Genomic DNA, 18602 nt, shown 5'->3' with positions numbered 1-18602 from the left:
CATGCGCGTCAGCGGACGGATCGACTTCGCGATCAGGGCAGCGGTGGAGTTGGCGTCACGCGCGGGCACGGTTCGACTGGAGGACATCGCGCAAGCGCAGAGCCTGCCCACGGAGTACGTCCGTTCGGCCATGCGTGATCTGCGTCGTTCCGGAATCGTCGGCAGCAGACGAGGTCACGACGGTGGCTACTACCTGATCCGCGATCCCTCCGACGTGACGCTGGCAGACATCATCCGCGCGGTCGACGGTCCACTGACCGAGGTGCGGGGCGAACGCCCCGACCGCGTCACCTACACGGGGGCAGCGGCTCCATTGAAAGACGTGTGGCTGGCTCTGCGGGTCAATGAACGACGCATCCTCGAATCGGTCAGCGTGGCCGACATCGTCACGGGGCAACTGCCGAACGCTGTCACCGAGGCGCTGGCGACCATCGACACCTGAGAATGCGCCGATCCTCGCCGCACTTACCGGCCGGTGAGTCGGCGTTTGTGGACTCAGTCGGGGCCCGCGATCGTGGAGTTGAGTGGGTCGTCGACACCCGACGCGTCATCGCAGGCACAATGAGGGGCGTTACGGAGACTGAAGCTGCCGGAGCTGACGGGGCCCGGAAAAGACTGACGGAGCCCAGAAAGAAGGAGTCTGAGTGGAAACCCTAGGAAGTGTCCTCTACACCACGCTGTGGATCTTCGCGTTGATCTGCTACCTGATGGTGCTGTTCTACATCTTGTCCGACATGTTCAGCGATCACGAGTTGTCCGGGTGGTGGAAGGCCGTGTGGATCGTGTTCCTGATCTTCTTGCCGTTCCTCACTGCGCTGGTCTACTTGATCGCCCGGGGCAAGGGAATGCAGCAACGGGCCCAGCGGCGCTTCGAGCAGATGAAGCAGGCGCAAGACAGTTACATCAAGCAGGTCGCGGCTCAGTCCGACCCGGCGGAGCAGATCGCCAAGGCCAAGCAGCTGCATGATCAGGGTGTGATCGACGATCAGGAGTTCGCGAAGCTCAAAGAGCAGGCGCTCGCCTGATCACGGCTTCGATGGAACTCGAGTGTCGGGCCGGATCCCAGCGGGGTCCGGCCCGACATCGTTACTGACCACGGTTCGGCGTCGCGGCTCCGCGTCCGACCACGGTCCGGTACGCCGGGTGGATCGCCGCCTGACACGCCGTTGGGCACGAGCCCTGGGGACGTGTGGGCTGGCCACCAGGTCGCCACGCCGGCGGTCAGCGGGCGGCTGATTCCTCCAGATCGGCGGGGATCTCGGTATCCGCCTGCGTGATCCGGCCCGCCATCTCGCGACGATGAGCGGTCACTGCGATGGACGTGCCCGCGACGATCAGCAGTCCGACGACTGAGGCTGCGACAAGTCCGGGGACACCGAACAGTTTGGCGATGATGGCCCAGTTCGAGATCAGCACCATTGTCCCGACCATCACTCCCAACAGCGTGCGGGGAGCGCGGTGCGCGAGGCGCGCGGCGATGGGGGCGGTGATGGCGCCACCGGCGACCAGACCGATCACTGCGACCCACGGGATACCGGACTCACCGGCGCCCACGAGGAAGCCCATTGACGCGGCAACGGCCACGATGAACTCTGCGGTGTTGACCGTCCCGACGACCCGGTGTGGGGCGTGCTTGGTGATCGTCATCAAGGACGGCGTCGCCACCGGACCCCAGCCCCCGCCACCGGTTGCGTCCACGAAACCACCGATCAGGCCCACCGGCCACAGGTGCCGGGTGCGGGCGTTGATGGCGGGGATGAGGTTCTTGCCGAACCCGAACCGCAGGATGATGATCACGCCCATCAGGAGGAGGATCAGGGCCATCCAGATGCGGGCGCCGTCCATGGCGATGTTGGTCAGCACGACTGCTCCCAGGAAGGCGCCGACCGCGCCCGGGACCGCGATCACGAGCAGGACACGCTTGTCCACGTTGCCTGCATGCCAGTGGCTGATACCGGACACGAAGGTCGTACCGACCTTGGCGGCGTGAGTACCGGCCGACGCGGCAACAGCCGAATAGCCGAGCACCGTCAGCAACGTGGCCGACGTGATCCCGAAGCCCATGCCCAAGGTCCCGTCAACGAACTGCGCGGCGGCGCCGACGACACCGAAAATGACGACGGTGAGGATGTCGAAGTCCACAGTTGGCCCTTCTCGCTAATAGTACTAAGTCACTATTGTTAGCCGTCTAGATACGGAATGGCAACCCGACCTGCGCAAACAGGCGTCCGGCAGTCGTCGCGAAGGCCGCGGTCACGAATGGGAACTCCTCTCCGGCGGGCTGGGAGGTGGGGTCGCTGAAATGGGTTTCCCCAGAAGTTGAAGTGGGTCCCCGGGGAGGGCTGAGGTGGGCCTGTGGGGACGGCTGAGGTGGGCCTCCGGGTAAGGGTGAAGTGGTTCTCCTGGAGTGCGTGTCCTGGGGAGACGGTGTCCTGGGGTGAGTGTCCTAAAGTGAGCGTCATGGTGACGGTTCATGCGCCGCCGCGGTCCGTGCCGACCGCTCCCGTTCTGCGTCGCCGCAGCCCGCTCGATCCGCCCCCGGGCAGTTGGGCAGTGGTGGGGGTCGGTGCCCATGGTCGCGAGGTGCTCTCAGCGCTCGACCGGTCCGGGATCCCCGCCGTCGGCTACGAGGCGGCCGCGGGTCCGGAGGGATCTCCAGTGCGTTGGGGACACAAGGTCATCGCCATCGAGGAGATCGACGACATCGACTCGCTGGCGGTCACGAGCCGGGCCGCGGGCGAGATCACGACCGATTACTACTCCGGTGTCGTCATCTGCGTCGGCGCCTATGACGACTGGGAGTTCATCGACCCCGAGACGTTGAACGTCTGCGCCGAGGGTCCCGTCCTGGCGCACCGCATGTTCACGCCGCGTCACCCGGCGATCATCGTGTCCGGACCCGACAGCGACCCCGGCCTGGAGCATCAAGCGCAACTGATCGCCGCTTTCGCGGGCGCCCTGCGCGATCACCCTCGCACCGCACTGAGCTTCCACCGCCGCGCCTGTGCCCGGCTGTTGCCCGGCTGGCCCCGGGTGACAACGGATCCGGCCGCGGGCCGGGACTACGAAGAAGTGCTCGCTGAGGACCTCGCGCAGTTGCGCGGTGCCCCGTGAGCGAGCGCCAGCAGGTCGCTGACGTTCTTGATCGTCTCGCGCGGGTGGCCCCCGGGCGCAGTGTCGAGCTGCGGATCCCCCCGTACGGTGCGATCCAGTTGATCGCGGGCCCGGTGCATCGACGTGGCACCCCGAAGGCCACGGTCGAGATGGCGCCGACCGTGCTGTTGGCCTTGGCCGCCGGGACCTTGACCTGGTCGGCGGCGATCGCCGATGGCGCTGTGCTGGCCAGTGGTGAGCGTGCCGACCTGAGCCATCTGTTCCCGTTGGGGTGAACGTCGCCGACCATCCCGGGCCCGAGTGGGAAGTACGTTGCCTTTTCCCGCCAGGCAGGGCCCTGAGGCGTCGTTCCCCCGAAGAGCCCCACCTATTCGCTCATCACCTCGCCGGGTCGCTCATCACCCCCGCCGGGTCGGCATCACCGCGCCGGGCGGTTCATCGCTTGCGAACGAGAGACAAACGCCCCAGGACTCCACACTCAGGGCACTAGGCTGACCGGCGTGTCCCGCTATGGCTCGCAGTTCGGTCCCGACCTGACCTTCCTCGGGGTCCCTGCCTGTACGTGGGATGAGCCCGAGACGTACGCCGGCGCCGACGTGGTCATCGTCGGTGCCCCGTTCGATGGCGGCACGTCCTACCGCAGCGGCGCGCGGTTCGGCCCTCAGGCGATGCGCTCCACGTGCTACCTGCCCCACGACGGGTCCCGCCCATCCCTGGCGCTGCGGGTGGACGGCCTGCAGGGAGATCTGGACGTACGCGACGCCGGCGACGTCGAGATGTTCAGCGGCGACGCGGCCCGGTCATGTGCCGACCTGGAAGAAGTGATCGCGACCGTCTGCGCCAATGGCGCTCTGCCGCTGGTGCTCGGCGGCGATCACACCATCACATGGCCGGATGCGACGGGTGTCGCGCGCACCCACGGCTGGGGTCGGGTGTCGGTGATCCATTTCGACGCGCATGCGGACACCGGTGACATCGAATTCGGGTCACTCATCGGACATGGTCAGCCGATGCGTCGGCTCATCGAGTCCGGAGCGGTGCGTGGTGACCGGTTCCTGCAGGTCGGACTGCGCGGCTATTGGCCCGGCCCCGAGATTCTGCAGTGGATGGCGGAGCAGGGGATGCGTTCCTACGAGATGACCGAGATCGGTGCCCGCGGGCTCGACGAGGTCATGACCGAAGCATTCGCGATCGCGACGGACGACTGTGACGGCGTGTTCCTCAGCGTCGACATCGACGTGTGCGACCCCGGTCATGCACCTGGCACCGGAACACCGGAGCCGGGGGGACTGTCGGCGCGCCAACTCCTCGATCAGGTTCGGCGCATCTGTTACGAGTTGCCGGTCGTCGGTATCGACGTCGTCGAGGTGGCGCCGCCGTTCGATCATGCCGATATCACCGTGTTGCTCGGCAATCGGGTCGTGCTCGAGGCGCTGAGCGCCATCGCGCGGCGCCGCAAAGACGACCGGGACGCAACCACTTGGGATCCGCGACAGCCGCTGCTCGCCGACCGCTTGCCCGGCGAGGGACCCGGCGAGGGACCCGGCGAGGGACCTGGCGAGGGACCTGGCGAGGGACCTGGCGAGGGATAGGTGTTGGTCAGGTAGGTGGCCGGCGCGCGCGCATGGCCGGAGAAGCCACACCCTTCGAAGCGTTGCGGGCCGACGGGGTTTCGGGTGGGCCACTGGCGAGCGACGGCATCGCCGCCGGGGGCGCCCCGATGGTGATGCGCCGTAGCCGGCGGATCGGGGGATCCGGGTCAGGCGCGGCGCGCCGCCAACTGGACGATCTCCGCTTGCTGCGTCGGGGTGGCCTCCGGGACCAACACGGTCACCTCGACGAACTCGTCGTCCACCACCATGGCCACCCGGTTCTGGGACGGTACTGCGAACGCTGCTTGGGCCCCTTTGACGGTGGTCGGAACCGCGGGACCGAGGTTGCGTTCGGTGTTCAGACGGGACTGCCGGAACGTGAACTCGGGGTCCGCGGTGATCGTGCGCGTGATCACCAGCGCCTCGGCGTCGGTCGCGGTCCACTGGCACTGCACGGAGTTCGCGTCAGACTCGGGGACACTCGGCTGGTCCTGGAATGCGATACCGGTGATGTCGGTGAGGGCCTCGCTGGTGAGCAATGGACACTCCTGAGAGCGGTCCGGCATCGTGCTGGGTAGAGAGCCGACGGGGGTCGGCGCAGCGTTGTCCTGGGCAGATACGCAGCCCGCGAGACCGACGCCGACCAACGCAGCGAGCCCAACCCCACCTGCCGCCCTCCAGATCCGCATCCGGTCAGCGTACGCGCGGTGTGCGTCCGGTCACAGGGTTTCGCTGTTCCCCGCATTCCTGACCCACCCCTACACTGTGCAGGTGGGACGCGGAGACGGACTGCTGAATCACCACCTCCCTGGGGACGACCAAGGCCCCCAGGATGCCTGTGGAGTGTTCGGAGTCTGGGCGCCCGGTGAAGCCGTGGCACAGCTGACCTACTTCGGCCTGTATGCACTGCAGCACCGCGGACAGGAGTCCGCCGGTATGGCTGTCAGCGACGGCTCCCACGTCGTGGTTTACAAGGACATGGGGCTCGTCTCCCAGGTGTTCAACGAGGCCGCTCTGGGCAGTCTGCACGGACATCTCGCCGTGGGCCACTGCCGGTACTCCACGACCGGTGCCAGCGTGTGGGAGAACGCCCAGCCCACGTTCCGGCCCACCGCCAACGGAATGATGGCGTTGGCCCACAACGGCAACCTCACCAACACCTCCGACTTGGCGGAGCGGGTCGAGCAGCAGGCCGACCACTCCGGCGAACTCCCCCTGGGCGCCACTGCCTCCGCGAGTTCCGACACCGATCTGGTCGCGGCCCTGCTGGCCGCGCACCCCGGTGAGAGTCTCGAAGCGGCGGCGTTGGCCGAGCTACCCAGCCTCGAGGGCGCCTTCTCGTTCATCTTCATGGACGAACACACCTTGTACGCCGCCCGGGACACCCACGGCATCAGACCTCTGGTCTTGGGTCGACTCGAGCGGGGTTGGGTGGTGGCCAGCGAGACCGCCGCCCTCGACATCGTCGGGGCGACGTTCGTGCGTGAGGTCGAGCCCGGCGAACTGATCGCGGTGGACGCCGCGGGACTGCGGTCGACGCGATTCGCGCCGGAGCAGCCCCACGGGTGCCTGTTCGAGTACGTGTACCTGGCGCGCCCCGACACCACCATCCGTGGTCGCAGCGTCGAAGCCGTCCGCACCGGCATCGGACGCAGGCTCGCGCGCGAGGCCCCCGCCGACGCAGATCTGGTCATCCCGGTGCCCGAGTCGGGGCGCTACGCCGCGATTGGTTACGCGCAGGAGTCCGCGATCCCGTTCGGCGAGGGGCTGGTCAAGAACGCCTATGTGGGGCGCACGTTCATCCAACCGTCCCAGTCCATCCGCCAGCTCGGCATCCGGCTCAAGTTGAATCCTCTGCGCGGCGTTATCGAAGGCAAACGCCTCGTCGTCGTGGACGACTCCATCGTGCGCGGCAACACCCAGCGCGCGCTCGTGCGGATGTTGCGTGAGGCGGGTGCGGGAGAGGTTCACGTCCGGATCTCCAGCCCTCCCGTCAAATGGCCGTGTTACTACGGCATCGACTTCGCGACTCGGGCCGAACTGATCGCCAACGGGTTGTCCATCGACCAGATCCGCGACTCCATCGGCGCCGACTCCCTGGGATACGTCACCCTCGAGGGCCTGACCGCAGCGACCGAACTACCGGCCGAGCAGCTGTGCCGAGCGTGTTTCGACGGCAAGTACCCGGTGCCGCTCCCCGAGCCGCAGCGACTCGGCAAGGACCTGCTCGAGGTCTGGCCCAGCGAGGACTCCGTCCGGGCCGGTGTCGTCGACACCGACAGCATCGCGCCGCAGCCGGTCGTCGATGGGTCGCCACCGGCGCGCACCGGACGCACCGGAGTGGTGCGGTGACGGTCGGTCCCTCGTCGTACGCCGATGCCGGAGTCGACGTGGCCGCCGGTGAGCGGGCAGTCGATCTGATGCGGGCCAGTGTGGCGTCGGCCCAGCGCCCCGAGGTCCTCGGTGAGTTCGGGGGTTTCTCCGGACTGTTCGACGCCTCGGCCCTGCGCGACTTCCAACGACCTTTGCTGACCACTGCCACCGATGGCGTGGGGACCAAGATCGCCGTCGCTCGGGCGTTGGATCGGCACGACACCATCGGCCGCGACTTGGTCGCCATGGTCGTGGACGACTTGGTCGTCACCGGAGCGGAACCGCTTTTCCTGACGGACTACATCGCGTGCGGCGTGGTCGACCCCGAACGGATCGCGCAGATCGTGTCCGGAATCGCGGTGGGTTGCGCCGAAGCGGGTTGTGCGCTGCTGGGAGGCGAGACCGCCGAACACCCCGGCCTGATGGAACCTGACGAGTACGACTTGGCGGCCGCGGGAACCGCGGTGGTGGAGGCCGACCAGATGCTCGGGTCGCACCGCGTGGTTGCGGGCGATGTCATCGTCGGTCTGGCGTCGTCGGGCCTGCACTCCAATGGCTATTCGTTGGCGCGCGCTGTCCTCATGACCGACTCCGCCCCGGGCCTGGACACCCACGTGGCCGAGTTGGGCCGCACCATCGGTGAAGAACTGCTCGAACCCACTCGGATCTACACCCGCTGGTGCCTGGACATGACCCGCGCCGGGATCGGTGTCCATGCCCTGGCCCATGTCACGGGGGGTGGACTCGCCGCGAACCTGGCCCGCGCGATTCCCCCGGGGATGACCGCACTCGTCGATCGTGGGGCCTGGCGACCGGACCCCGTGTTCGATCTCATCGCGCGCACCGGCTCGATCGAGCGCGACGAGATGGAGATCGCCTTCAACATGGGCATCGGGATGGTGGTTGTCGCGGATCCGGAGGCCTTGGCGACATTCTTCACGCGGTATTCCGTCCTCAGCCCGGTCGTGATGGGGCAAGTGCGGGCGTCCGAACCGTCGGATGTCGCGACAGCCGCGCCCAAGGGGGGATCGGGCGGCATCGTGATGGTGCAGGGCGAGTACCGCACCTGACGGCCCCCGCCGGGCGGCACCCACCTTATGGCTCAGTGCGATGCGCGCGAGCCCAAGACCGCGCGCCGATCAGCGCCCGATCAGGGACCGATCAGAGCGCGATCAGGGGTTAGCGGGATTCGTCGTCGACGTACTTCGCGTAGGGGTCCTCGAGGTCAGCGTCCGTCTCGTCAGCCGGGGCGGAGGTGCCAGTATCGTCCGGCTCGCCCTTGAGTTCAGCTTCGAGTCTCTGCAGATCGGTGTCGGGCCCGCTGTACTTCAGTCGGCGGGCAACTTTCGTCTGCTTTGCCTTCGCACGGCCGCGCCCCATGGCTCGACCCCCTCGCCCGGTGGTTTGGGGCCGCTCTCGCGGCCCGGTGCATGCCTGTCGGTTCGGCTCACTTTACCCGTTCGGTCCGGCATTGGGCGACTGCTGTGGACCCGCGCCACCCCTCGTCAGTGGGCTGAGAGCACGGCGACTGGGGGATTGCGTGGCCGATTTGTGATAATCGGTTGCCGCGGGTAGGTACCTGTGCAACATTCAACGCACACGGCGGGCGGTCCGCAGGACTCGGGGAGGGTCCGACCAGCCGGTTGCGAGTGAGGAGCCACTATGGCCGGACGTCCCATTGACGGCGATGAACTGTTGACACCGTCGGAGGTGGCCGCCCTGTTCCGGGTCGACCCGAAGACCGTCACCCGGTGGGCCAAAGCAGGCAAACTGACCTCGATCCGCACCTTGGGCGGGCACCGACGCTACCGCGCGCACGAGGTTTATTCCCTGCTGGACCGCACCACCGGGGTCCGCACCGAGCCGCGTCCCGAACCAGTCGAGCCCCGGCCCGCCGCCCAGGTTCGTCCGATGCCGGTCCGCACGACCGTCCCGCGCCCGGGGGTTCCCCGTCAGATGGGCCAGCAGGTGCCCCAGCGGCCCCCGGCCCGCACCATCAACCTGGCGGCGACTCGGGATCCCTCTCCGCGCTGAGCAGGTCCCGCCAGATCCCTGTCCGCGCTGAGCCCGAGTTCCGCAAGGCCCGAGTTCGCAAGCGTCACTGCGCGCGCCGCCCGGTCAGCCAGGCGGGCCGCTGCTTCCCAACTTGCCGATGACCTGTGACTCCGACATCTGCTGCATGAGTTTGCGCAGGGCGGGCGGCAGGGTTGGGTTGTCCTCCTCGACCAGATCCAATGAAACCGCGTTGCGACCCCACTTGTTCAGTGTCTGATTGATGCTGGCGACAGCTCGGTAGGCCGTCTTGGCCACCAGCCGGGCTTCGGCCCACATCTGCTCGCGCTCGCGCAGTGCCTTGTCGATGGCCTGCCCTTGGGTCGGGGAAGCCGTGAGTTGGAACGCCTTCTGCAGGGACTCGCGCAGGTCGATCCGGTAGTCGTGCCCCACGCGCTGGAAAATCCCCGGCCTTTGGTTCATGCCGTTCATCAGATCGCACACCGCGATCACGAAGCTCGACACCGGCCGGAACAGGGTTTCACGCGGGACCATGGGCGGCCGGGTTTCGGGAGCCCCGAACCACCACGGGCGGCGCACGAACATCGTGTAGGCGAACTTGTTCACGGGGTCGTCGTGGTGCACCACCATCAAGTGCATTCCGGGGGTGTCGGGAGCCTCGGCGGGTTCGGGGACCACGATCATTCGCCGGGCCGGGTCGATCGCGCGGGGCTGATCGGCCCAGGCGTGCCAGGCCCGACTGCGGAACGGGACCCCGAGATACAAGCCCGCGGTCACGTCCATGCTGTCCAGCCGAGCGACACCGCCGACCGCTGCCACATCGAGTGCGACCTGGGCCCCGAGACTCTCGCCGAACTGGTAGAGCCGGGGTCGGCGCACGGGGGGGATCCGCCGGATTCGATCGCTGATGGCCTGCAGGACTTCGGCCTGCAGCCGGGTGCCCTCGCTGGTCTTGTCCAAGGCCAGTGCCGAGGGAACCATCGCGTACTGCGGAACGACGATCGCGCAGTTGCCCCGGGTGAGGTACTCCAGGGCCTCGGCCATGACGTAGTTGACATATCCGACGCCCGTGGGCGAGGCGACCACGATCACGGATCGCTCGAACCCGCCCAGTGCCTCCAACTCGGCCACCGCCAACTCCGCGCGGTGCGAGAGCGCCCCCTCGCGGGGTATGACAGCGCGCACGGGAGCCACGGCAGCTTCGCCCATGACATTGGAGATCTGGGAGGAGTCCAGGGCCATGAGGACGAAGCGGCGTCCCTCCTTGCCGATCGCATCGAACTCCACCAGGCTGGCCGGTCCGCACGAGACGGTGGCGGAGTTGGGTGGAGCGGGATACGCCGGTTCGAGGATCTCGTTGGCGCGCAAGGTGCGCTGCCGCACCGCGCGTAATGCCACCAGGCCCACCCCTGCGAGACCAGCTCCGGTGATGCTGTGCGATAGCCAGACGCCGGTGTCGCCCGTGTCCGTGCCGATGAGTTTCGCCAGCCCCCGGTTGATCAGGTGGGCCGCGGTCTGCTCGGTGACGGCCAGAACGGTGATTCCCGTCGCTGTCCCGAGCGAGATGACGCCGATCGTGGCGATGGCCTTGGCGCCGCGCACGTGGCTGACGGCATGCCGATCGTGTTCGACCCAGCCGAACTTCTGGGCCCTGCGGTTGCGACGGACCATCGTCCCGGCCGCCATGGCGGCGCCGGCACACAGATCGATCGTGAGGGTCGTGGCGATGCTCGGTTCGCGTCCCAGGAGTTCGTGGGCGATGACATCCGATGTAGTCACCATGCCGCCGGCGAGCGCAGTGGTGGCCACGCTCTTCGTTCCCGCCCACACGCTGGCCAGAACGAGATTGTCGCCTGAGCGGGGGCGCACGACCCGTTCTGCCACATAGGCTCCCGTGCCGGCCACGGCCGCCCCGACCAGGAGCGCCCGCCACCCCGCCCGGCGACCCGGCAGACCTGCCACCGCGCTCGACAGCCCCGCCCACGTCGTCGCTCCGAGGGCGTACTGCGCGGTCGCGTTGGTCCCGACCACGACAGCCTGCTGCATCGGGGTTCGGGGCAACAGGCCGCGCGCGAACGAGGGCGCGATGGACCATGTGGCCTGCAGGAATCCCGTGCGCACGGCCGGGTCGGTCGAGAACTGCTGGACCGGTTCCGGGATCAGTTTCGAGATCCGGGCGAACAGCGACATGGGCTCATCATGCCGTTCCTGACCAGCCGACGCGTGGTGCATCGGACGTGCGGCGGGATGAGGGGCCGACAAGGCAGGAGGGGCGGCCAAGGGATGGGGGGGGGGGACGAGGGACGGATAAGGAGCGAGAGCGGGAAAGGGCGAGAGCGGGCAAGGAATGGTCGAGCGCGGAGGTGGTTGTGATAAGTATGAATGCTCAACAACTTCCAGCGCTGTTCCTCGGCCATGGGGCGCCACCCCTGCTGGAGGACCCGGTATGGCCCGGCCAGTTGCGCGAGTGGGCCGACAGCCTGCCTCGTCCCACAGGGATCCTGATCGTCAGCGCGCATTGGGAGTCAGCGCCGGTGGCGCTGAGCAGCCCAGCGCCCGGCACACCACTCGTCTACGACTTCTCCGGCTTCGGTGCCCACTTCTACCGCATGCAGTACGCCACCCCCGACGCGTCCCAGCTTCTGAATCTGGTCACCGGCCGATTCGCCGCGGCCGAACGCCCGCTCGTGATCGATCGCGGGCTCGATCACGGCGCCTGGGTACCGCTGAAGGTCATGTACCCCCACGCCGACATCCCCGTGCTGCAACTGAGCGTGCCCAGCGAGGATCCCGAAATGCTGATGGCTCTCGGCGCCCGCCTGCGGTCTTTGCGGGACCAAGGGGTGCTGATCATCGGATCCGGCTTCCTGACCCACGGTCTACCGTTCCTGCGCCCCCAGGACTGGCAGGGCACCGCGCCGCCGCCAGGCTGGTCGCGGGACTTCGACGACTGGGCCGCCGAGGCGCTGGCCCGCGGTGACGTGTCCGAACTCGCCGCCTTCCGCTCGCGGGCGCCGGGGATGCCCTACGCCCACCCCACCGCCGAACACTTCCTGCCCTTGTTCGTGGCCCTGGGCGCCGCCACAGATCCCGAGTCGCCACCGACGACCGAGATCGACGGGTTCTTCCTCGGCCTGTCCAAGCGCTCGGTGGCTCTGGCCTGATCCGCGGTGCTCTAGTCTGTGCGGAGCCGGACCAACAATGGAGACGCAGCCATGGAGACTTTCTGGGACTTGTTCGCGACCACCGTATGGATCTTCCTGCTGTTCGCGTTCATCCTCGTCCTGTTCTACATCTTCTCGGACATCTTCCGGGACCACACGATGGGTGGGTTCGCGAAGGCCATCTGGATCATCTTCTTGATCCTCATCCCACCGCTGACGTCCCTGGTCTACCTGATCGTGCGCGGTAAGGGCATGCAGCAGCGCGCCCTCGCCGAAGCCGAGGCGGCTCAGAAGGCGCAGAGCCAATACATCCAGCAGGTGGCGGGCGCTACGGATCCGGCCGAACAGATCGCCAAGGCCAAGCAATTGCTCGACCAGGGAGTCATCGACGAGGCGGAGTACTCGAAACTGAAGGCCAAGGCCCTCGGCGACGCCTGATCCGCCGAAGCGGCCTATTGTCGCGGCGGAGGCCCAGCAGGCACTGCCCGCACGGTCGCCCGACCTCACTGGCAGGGCCTGACCCGGCGGTCGCGCCGGACTGTTCGACGGGGCGTGATCAGCCGCGTTTGGCCTGGATGGTCGCCACGAGGTCCGCATCGAGTCCCAACTCAGCCGAGAACTGCAAGGCCAGGTCGCACGCCATGTGCGACCTCTTGTGACCCTCGACGTCGATCACGACATCGGCGGCGCGTGCGTAGAACGGTTCCCGCTCGCGCATGACCTCCTCGGCACTGCGATCGGTGGCGAGCGTGGGTCGGCGTGGGTCCTGCGCCGTCTTCGCCACGAGGCGCTCGATGCTCCCGCGCAGCCACACCACCGGACCGCGGTCGCGCAGCGCGGAGACCTTCCGTTGACTGAAAACCTCGGTCCCGTCCTCAGCGAGATCGACGATCACTCCACCGCCGCAATCGACGATCACCTTGTCCATGGCGCCGATGCGTTCGATGACGGCGAACTCCCTGTTGCGGAATGAGGGCCACCCATGTTCGGCCACATAGTCGGGAATGGTCATCCCGGACTCGTACTCGACGAGGAGGTCGGTCGACAGGACCGGGCGCTTGGTGAGGAACGCGAGCCGGCGGGAGATGTTGGACTTCCCCACTCCCCGCATGCCGATGAGTGCGACGTTCACGCAGGCACCCTATGGTCCTTCGGTGGCCGTGGCACGCAGCACGACCAGACCGTTGAGAGTGCCAACGAAGAAATCCCCGCCAGGCCCGAGGTAGGCGGCGGCGTAGTGGTTGTTGAAGGACACCCCGGCTCCCGCCAGCCGGGTCCAGGATGGGGCGCCGGTGGCGAGGTCGACGGCGGTGAAGTACCAGCCGTCCGTGCCCATGATCTGGACGGGCTTGCTGTAGGTGAGCACGACATTCTGAGTCAGCGATGCCTTGGACACCACCGACGGTATGCGAATCTCCTCGTTCTGCCATTGCAGCTCGCAGGAACCGGTGCGCGGATCCACCCGGACTGCGCTCAGGCCCGCCTCGACACTGCCTCCGGCGACGGTGGTCATCACGGCCGGGGCGTAGCCGTAGTTGTTCTCGACGACCAGTGTGTTCCCGGCCGCGATGAGGGCGTTCTCGGTGGCGGAAGTCTCAGCGGAGAACACTGGCTGCCGACACGTCACTGCGCCGGTGTCGGTTCGTGCGACGACGACGTTCATCTGAGGATCGGCGTTGTCCGTGATCGCTACCAGTCGTCCGGCTGCGAATACCGTCGGGGTCGTCCCGGATGCTCGACTGGTCTGGCCGGGTTTGCGCCGGGAGCCGGCGTCGTACTCCGTGCGCCACGTCACGGCAGGAGGTTCGTCTCGTGTCGCTTCCAACCGGTACAGCGCCGCTCCAGTGACGACATAGATGCCGTCGCGCGTCACGGCGAAGGAGTTCTCGATCGTTTCCCCGCCCAGGTTGATCGCGCGCGGCTCGGCATCCCCACCGGCGATCCCCACGGTTCCGCGGCTGCCGACGTACCAGTAGCGGTCCGGCTGGTCGGAGGCAGTCGGGTCGGCGGCCGGGCTCCAATCGGGGAGGACCGAGGTCACCTTCTCGTCGGGCAGGAGAGTGTCCGCGACCGGGATCGCGGCCGCCTCAGTGATCGAGGGGCTCGGCCCACCGGTGTCGAGCACACGCAGCGTCGTACCACCGGCCGGGAAGATGATCCGGTCGCGGCTGTCGAGAACGAAGTAGCCGCCGCCTGCGAAGTCGGTGAGGTTGGGGGTTCGTTCGGCGACCTCCTGTTGGGCCAGGACCGTCAGAGTGCTCGGGTCGACGACATAGGCCACAACGCGAGTCAACGTGTTGCACAAGGTGACCAATCGGCCGCGTGAGTCGAAGGTGATGGTGGCGCAGTCCCCGCCGGTGAACAAAGACTCGACGGGCGCACCGGCGGGTTGCCGCGGTCCGTCGAACCAGTAACTGTCGGTGCCCCACGAATCGTTGTGGATGCTGTTCCATGGGTTCGCCGCCAGTTGCGGGTTCTGGGGCGGTGGTGGCGTTTCGGGGATCCCGGACAGTGGCGCCCGTCCTTGTCCTCCGCTCAACACAGCCGCCAACGGGTCGGCGGGCAAGGCCCGCGATGTCGCGCCGATGGCAGCCACGAGGGTCACGCCCACGCCGAACGCGACGATCCACCACCACCATCGGGAAGGTGCAGAGGTGGACGGATGCCGCAGGGAGGCGATCAGGACTCCGGTGGTGGTCAGCGCCAGGAGCGTCGTGATCAACCAGCCGACGCTGACGTGGTGCAGCGTGCCCATCGGGCGCAGGGATGGGATCAAGCCCACGGCCAGCACAGCCGGCTGGAGCACGAGTGCACCGATCCCCCGGTTCCCCCACCCAACCCGCCACGCCGCCAGCAACAGCAGAAGCACCAAGAGGGCGCTGGCGATCCAACCAAGGCCCTGGGCCGTCACATCGGCGATCCGAACGAACGCGATGCTCTTGCCCAGGATCTGGGAGCCGACGAAGAAGTTGGAGACCACCAACGCCGGAGCCACGACGAGAAGAGCCTCCGCCACCAGGAGGACGGATCCGACCCGGCGCAGTCTGGTTACCGTGGACGCGCCCATGTCGGTGACGCTAGCGGAGGGCGAGATCGGCGGGTTCGTCGGTCGGCATGCCGCGGGTCGGCGACCGCGCCGCCGACTGGGTGCCCGAGTGCGACTGGGACCCGAATGGTGGTGCGTGATAGCCGATGGACCAGTGCAGGCGAGGTAGGTTCGAATCGTTGCGGTGTCGCGAGGAGGTCCCCGATGAGTGTGGCACTGGGCGGCTGGATCCTGGCGGGTCTCGGCGTGGTGCTCGCATTCACGGGAGCGCGCTGGCTCTGGTTGACCGGAGCCATCACCGGAGCCGCGGCCGGCTGGCTGGTGATCACCTGGCTACTCCCCGACCTGGGCGCTGCGGTGAGCGTGCTGGGCGTGACGATCCTGGCCGTGGTCGTCGGCTATGCCACGCGGCGTAACCCGCAGGCGATGGCCCCGGCGATCGCAGCGGTGCTGGTGGGGCTGCTCGGACTCGCCCTGCTCGAGGCATGGGCTCAGGGGAACTTGCTGTGGCAGTGTGCGGGCTTCGTGCTGGGGGCGGTGGTCGGCACGCTTGTCGTTCGGACGTCACACGAGGGCGCCGTCCCACTGGTGACCGGGATCGGTGGTGGTGGCTTGGTGTGGACTGGGATCCTCCAGGCCTTTCCGTCCGCTCCTCGGTGGTTTCCCGTCATCACCGCGATCGTGGTCGGCGTTTTCGGATACGTGGCCCAGATGTCGATGGCGGGTAGTCCCGACAGCCCCGACAGCCCCGACAGCCCCGACAGCTCCGGCAGTCCCGGCGCGGCAAGACGCCCTGGGCAGCGAGGTCCCGATACTGAGTGACTGGTTCCCGCTGACTGGCGACCGTTGCCCGCCTGATGCCCCCGTTGCCCGCCTGATGAGCGTTGGTCGCGGTTACGGCAGGTAGCGTCGGGCTCCCGCGTACTCACCCCAGCGCACGGGAACGATCCGGACGTGTCCTGCGGAGTCTGGCGCTTCCATCATCTTGCCGTTGCCCACGTACAGCGCCACATGATGGACGTAGTTCCGATTCCCCCAGAAGATCAGATCGGCGGGCTCGAGGTTCTTGCGGCTCACGGGCTGCCCGGACCTGAACTGCGGATCGGCGTCTCGGGGGATCGTCATGCCGTGGGCGCGGAACAGGTTCCAGATCAGTCCGGAGCAGTCGAATCCCCACGCCGACAACCCGCCCCACGTATAGCGCAGGCCGAGGAAGCGTCGTCCCTGGTCGAGGATGGACTGGGCAGTGGGTGTCAGCGGCGGCCCGACGTCCTCCGCGCGGATGCTCCCAGGGCCATCGGGGGTCACTACCCGGACCCAGTCGGGACCGGTGTCGTCATCGGTGGGCTCGGGGACCGAAAGGCGGGTGCCGTAACTGACCCGCACCGGACCCTTGGCCACTCGGACAGACGCCCGTTTCGCCAGGACGACGACGTAGTCCGAGGTGTCCCTGATCACCGGGACATCGCCCGGAGGACGCAACTGGCGCCGCGGCAGCCAGCCGGGATAGCCCAGCGGATCTTGGGAGTCCGGTTCCTCGGGGAGGGCGACCTTGACCCACTTCCCTTTGCGGTCTCGGACGATGGCTCGTTGTGCGTAGAGAGCTTGCGTCTGGACGTTGCCCACGAGCCAGCGCCGGTCGGCGGCGGAGCGCATCGAACGATTCCACCGCACCAGATCCACCGGGTTCTTCAGGGACGGACGGTCGCTGCGCCGGTGAATCCCGGGGGCCCGCCACAAGGTGGCGACGGACACATCGATCAAAGCCGTCGACCCGACGGGGTACTGGGTACCGTCGGCGCGCGCCGGGCCGGTGAGCGACACCACGAAGGTGAGCGCCGTGGCACCCGAAATTGCCGCGGACAGTGTCAGGCGTCCGCGGGGATTCGGCCAATTCCGGAAGCGGGTCGACATGGGGATCAGTGTGTCAGGCATTCCCGGCGGCAGGGCATGCGGCCGAGCGTCTTCGCCGGCTGAACTCGCGACTGCTCTAACGGGACGCTTCTAGGAGGTGGCGTCGGCGACCTGGATGTCGAAGTTGACGGTCGACCCCTCGATGGATGTCACGGTGACCGTGACGGGCAGCGATTCGCCGGCTTCGGTCAAGGTGCATTCCAGCTTCGCGCCGACCTCTGCCGGTAGGTCGCCGGGGCAGGTGACGGAGTCGGGGGACTCGCCCACCTGAGCGGCCAACTGCTGGGAGATCTGCTGCTCCACATTCGCCTTGTCCACCGAGGCAGAACAGGCTGCCAGGCCGAGGATGAGGGGAATGACCAGGACTGCCGGTTTCCAGATGCGCATGGTGTCCTCCGCGGGAGGCGGGCCGTTCCCGACCTCTGCCGGGGACGTTATCAGTCCGGGGCCCTCGGAGGGGAGCGCATTTCGGTCCTCTCACCAGTTGGACAACGGCAGTGGCGGCTCCCTCATTGTCCGGGCAGTCGGCACATGAACCGAGCCCGGGCGCTCACCCACACTCACAGATCCGGGATGACGTCACCAGATCCGGGATGAGTCACCAGATCCGGGATAACGTCCACATCATGTCCATGAAACTTCGTGCAGGCGCCGTGGCCGCACTGGTGCTCGCGCTGACCTCCTGTAGTTCCTCGCCGGGGCCGCAGCCGACCGAGGCGCCGTCCGCCGCCGCGGCGGCACCATCAGCCGGCCCCAACGGTGTGGCCGATTTGGCACCGACGGAGATTCTCGCGAAGACCGAAGCGGCGATGCAGACGGCCACGAGCGTCACGATCGACCTGGACGACGGCCTCGGTGAATCCGTCATCCGCATCGGTCCTGACGGGTCGAGCGGCACCCTTGGCGGGGACTTGGGGGCGACGGAGATCGTCGAAGTCGCAGGGACCGTCTACGTCAAGGGCGAGGGCTTGGCGGAGCAGTTGGGAGTGGCCGCGCCCGCGGACAAGTGGGTGGCTATTCCGCCCGACGATCCGCTGGCGGCGCAGTTCACGTTGTTCGACTCCCCGAGCGATTTCGTGGCGTCCTCCGGGTTGCTGACCGCGGAGACGAAGATGACCAAGGTCGGTCCGCGGGACATCGCCGGGGTCGAGGCGGTGGGTCTGCGGTCCAAAGACCGCACCCTGTGGGTCGCCACGAGTGGTGAGCCCTACCTTGTCGCCGTGACCCCACCGTCCGGGGAGCCGGGCAGCGCGGTGTTGCGGGACTTCAACGTGCCGGTGAACGTCGTGGCACCGCCTGCCGATCAGGTGGTTGACGTCACGACTCTCAGATAGCCCGGACGCCGGTCCTTATCCGGGCCTAGTGCTTATCCGGGCCTAGTGCTAT

19 protein-coding genes and 1 pseudogene are annotated in these 18602 nt (G+C 67.6%); 12 read left to right on the top strand and 8 right to left on the bottom strand.

What is annotated here, in order from left to right; all coding sequences use genetic code 11:
• Position 1: 1 nt before the first annotated feature.
• Together V9E98_05100 and V9E98_05095 are read left to right on the top strand one after the other, a co-directional pair.
• The gene (locus tag V9E98_05100) at positions 2–442 is read left to right on the top strand and encodes an Rrf2 family transcriptional regulator (protein MEI2716362.1); all 441 of its coding nucleotides are present in this window, start codon (positions 2–4) and stop codon (positions 440–442) included.
• Between the two features lie 202 nt (positions 443–644).
• Entirely contained in the window at positions 645–1025 is a 381-nt protein-coding gene (locus tag V9E98_05095; GenBank protein MEI2716361.1) for an SHOCT domain-containing protein, read from the top strand.
• Positions 1026–1221: 196 nt separating this feature from the next.
• On the opposite strand, the gene V9E98_05090 is transcribed toward V9E98_05095, so the two are convergent.
• Entirely contained in the window at positions 1222–2142 is a 921-nt protein-coding gene (locus tag V9E98_05090; protein MEI2716360.1) for a sulfite exporter TauE/SafE family protein, read from the bottom strand.
• 318 nt (positions 2143–2460) lie between these two features.
• Here V9E98_05090 and V9E98_05085 point away from each other — a divergent pair, with 318 nt between their 5' ends.
• The 3 genes from V9E98_05085 to speB all read left to right on the top strand — a co-directional run bounded on the left by V9E98_05085 (position 2461) and on the right by speB (position 4706).
• Positions 2461–3114, top strand: a complete 654-nt coding sequence (locus tag V9E98_05085; GenBank protein MEI2716359.1) for a hypothetical protein — start codon at positions 2461–2463, stop codon at positions 3112–3114.
• Positions 3111–3389 carry a sterol carrier family protein gene (locus tag V9E98_05080; GenBank protein ID MEI2716358.1) on the top strand — a complete coding sequence of 93 codons (279 nt, stop codon included), beginning with the start codon at positions 3111–3113 and terminating at the stop codon, positions 3387–3389. The genes V9E98_05085 and V9E98_05080 overlap by 4 nt, the downstream gene beginning before the upstream one ends.
• 225 nt (positions 3390–3614) lie before the next feature.
• On the top strand, positions 3615–4706 hold the full coding sequence (gene speB, locus V9E98_05075; protein MEI2716357.1) for an agmatinase: 1092 nt from the start codon (positions 3615–3617) through the stop codon (positions 4704–4706).
• Between the two features lie 167 nt (positions 4707–4873).
• Here speB and V9E98_05070 read toward each other — a convergent pair whose 3' ends face one another.
• Complete coding sequence (locus V9E98_05070) at positions 4874–5395, bottom strand: DUF3558 family protein (GenBank protein MEI2716356.1); 522 nt, start codon at positions 5393–5395, stop codon at positions 4874–4876.
• A gap of 82 nt (positions 5396–5477) precedes the next feature.
• On the opposite strand from V9E98_05070, the gene purF reads away from it, so the two are divergent.
• Positions 5478–7058, top strand: coding sequence for an amidophosphoribosyltransferase (purF, locus tag V9E98_05065; protein ID MEI2716355.1), 1581 nt, complete (start codon positions 5478–5480; stop codon positions 7056–7058).
• Positions 7055–8149 (top strand): phosphoribosylformylglycinamidine cyclo-ligase, encoded by a 1095-nt coding sequence (gene purM / locus V9E98_05060; GenBank protein MEI2716354.1) that lies wholly within the window; start codon positions 7055–7057, stop codon positions 8147–8149. Before purF ends, purM begins: the two co-directional genes overlap by 4 nt.
• A gap of 109 nt (positions 8150–8258) precedes the next feature.
• Here the strand turns inward: purM and V9E98_05055 are convergent, their stop codons facing one another.
• On the bottom strand, positions 8259–8459 hold the full coding sequence (locus tag V9E98_05055) for a DUF3073 domain-containing protein (GenBank protein ID MEI2716353.1): 201 nt from the start codon (positions 8457–8459) through the stop codon (positions 8259–8261).
• A gap of 282 nt (positions 8460–8741) precedes the next feature.
• Here V9E98_05055 and V9E98_05050 point away from each other — a divergent pair.
• Positions 8742–8915, top strand: a pseudogene (locus V9E98_05050) (BldC family transcriptional regulator).
• Positions 8916–9197: 282 nt separating this feature from the next.
• Here the strand turns inward: V9E98_05050 and V9E98_05045 are convergent.
• Positions 9198–11282 carry an alpha/beta-hydrolase family protein gene (locus V9E98_05045; protein ID MEI2716352.1) on the bottom strand — a complete coding sequence of 695 codons (2085 nt, stop codon included), beginning with the start codon at positions 11280–11282 and terminating at the stop codon, positions 9198–9200.
• A gap of 188 nt (positions 11283–11470) precedes the next feature.
• Here V9E98_05045 and V9E98_05040 point away from each other — a divergent pair, with 188 nt between their 5' ends.
• Positions 11471–12256 carry a class III extradiol ring-cleavage dioxygenase gene (locus V9E98_05040; protein ID MEI2716351.1) on the top strand — a complete coding sequence of 262 codons (786 nt, stop codon included), beginning with the start codon at positions 11471–11473 and terminating at the stop codon, positions 12254–12256.
• Positions 12257–12307: 51 nt separating this feature from the next.
• Positions 12308–12694 carry an SHOCT domain-containing protein gene (locus tag V9E98_05035; protein MEI2716350.1) on the top strand — a complete coding sequence of 129 codons (387 nt, stop codon included), beginning with the start codon at positions 12308–12310 and terminating at the stop codon, positions 12692–12694.
• Positions 12695–12812: 118 nt separating this feature from the next.
• Here the strand turns inward: V9E98_05035 and V9E98_05030 are convergent, their stop codons facing one another.
• Together V9E98_05030 and V9E98_05025 are read right to left on the bottom strand one after the other, a co-directional pair.
• Entirely contained in the window at positions 12813–13388 is a 576-nt protein-coding gene (locus V9E98_05030) for a shikimate kinase (protein ID MEI2716349.1), read from the bottom strand.
• A gap of 9 nt (positions 13389–13397) precedes the next feature.
• On the bottom strand, positions 13398–15323 hold the full coding sequence (locus tag V9E98_05025) for a hypothetical protein (protein ID MEI2716348.1): 1926 nt from the start codon (positions 15321–15323) through the stop codon (positions 13398–13400).
• A gap of 183 nt (positions 15324–15506) precedes the next feature.
• Here V9E98_05025 and V9E98_05020 point away from each other — a divergent pair, with 183 nt between their 5' ends.
• Positions 15507–16124, top strand: a complete 618-nt coding sequence (locus V9E98_05020; GenBank protein ID MEI2716347.1) for a hypothetical protein — start codon at positions 15507–15509, stop codon at positions 16122–16124.
• Positions 16125–16196: 72 nt separating this feature from the next.
• Here the strand turns inward: V9E98_05020 and V9E98_05015 are convergent, their stop codons facing one another.
• Both V9E98_05015 and V9E98_05010 read right to left on the bottom strand, forming a co-directional pair.
• Complete coding sequence (locus tag V9E98_05015) at positions 16197–17216, bottom strand: NlpC/P60 family protein (GenBank protein ID MEI2716346.1); 1020 nt, start codon at positions 17214–17216, stop codon at positions 16197–16199.
• Positions 17217–17306: 90 nt separating this feature from the next.
• The gene (locus V9E98_05010) at positions 17307–17603 is read right to left on the bottom strand and encodes a DUF4333 domain-containing protein (GenBank protein MEI2716345.1); all 297 of its coding nucleotides are present in this window, start codon (positions 17601–17603) and stop codon (positions 17307–17309) included.
• A 245-nt stretch (positions 17604–17848) separates the two neighbouring features.
• On the opposite strand from V9E98_05010, the gene V9E98_05005 reads away from it, so the two are divergent.
• Positions 17849–18550, top strand: a complete 702-nt coding sequence (locus tag V9E98_05005; protein MEI2716344.1) for a hypothetical protein — start codon at positions 17849–17851, stop codon at positions 18548–18550.
• The last annotated feature ends 52 nt before the right edge of the window (positions 18551–18602 follow it).

Source organism: Candidatus Nanopelagicales bacterium, assembly GCA_037045355.1.
Lineage (GTDB): Bacteria > Actinomycetota > Actinomycetes > S36-B12.
Note: the sequence above shows the minus strand (reverse complement) of the source record. Positions and strands in the feature narration are given on the sequence as shown.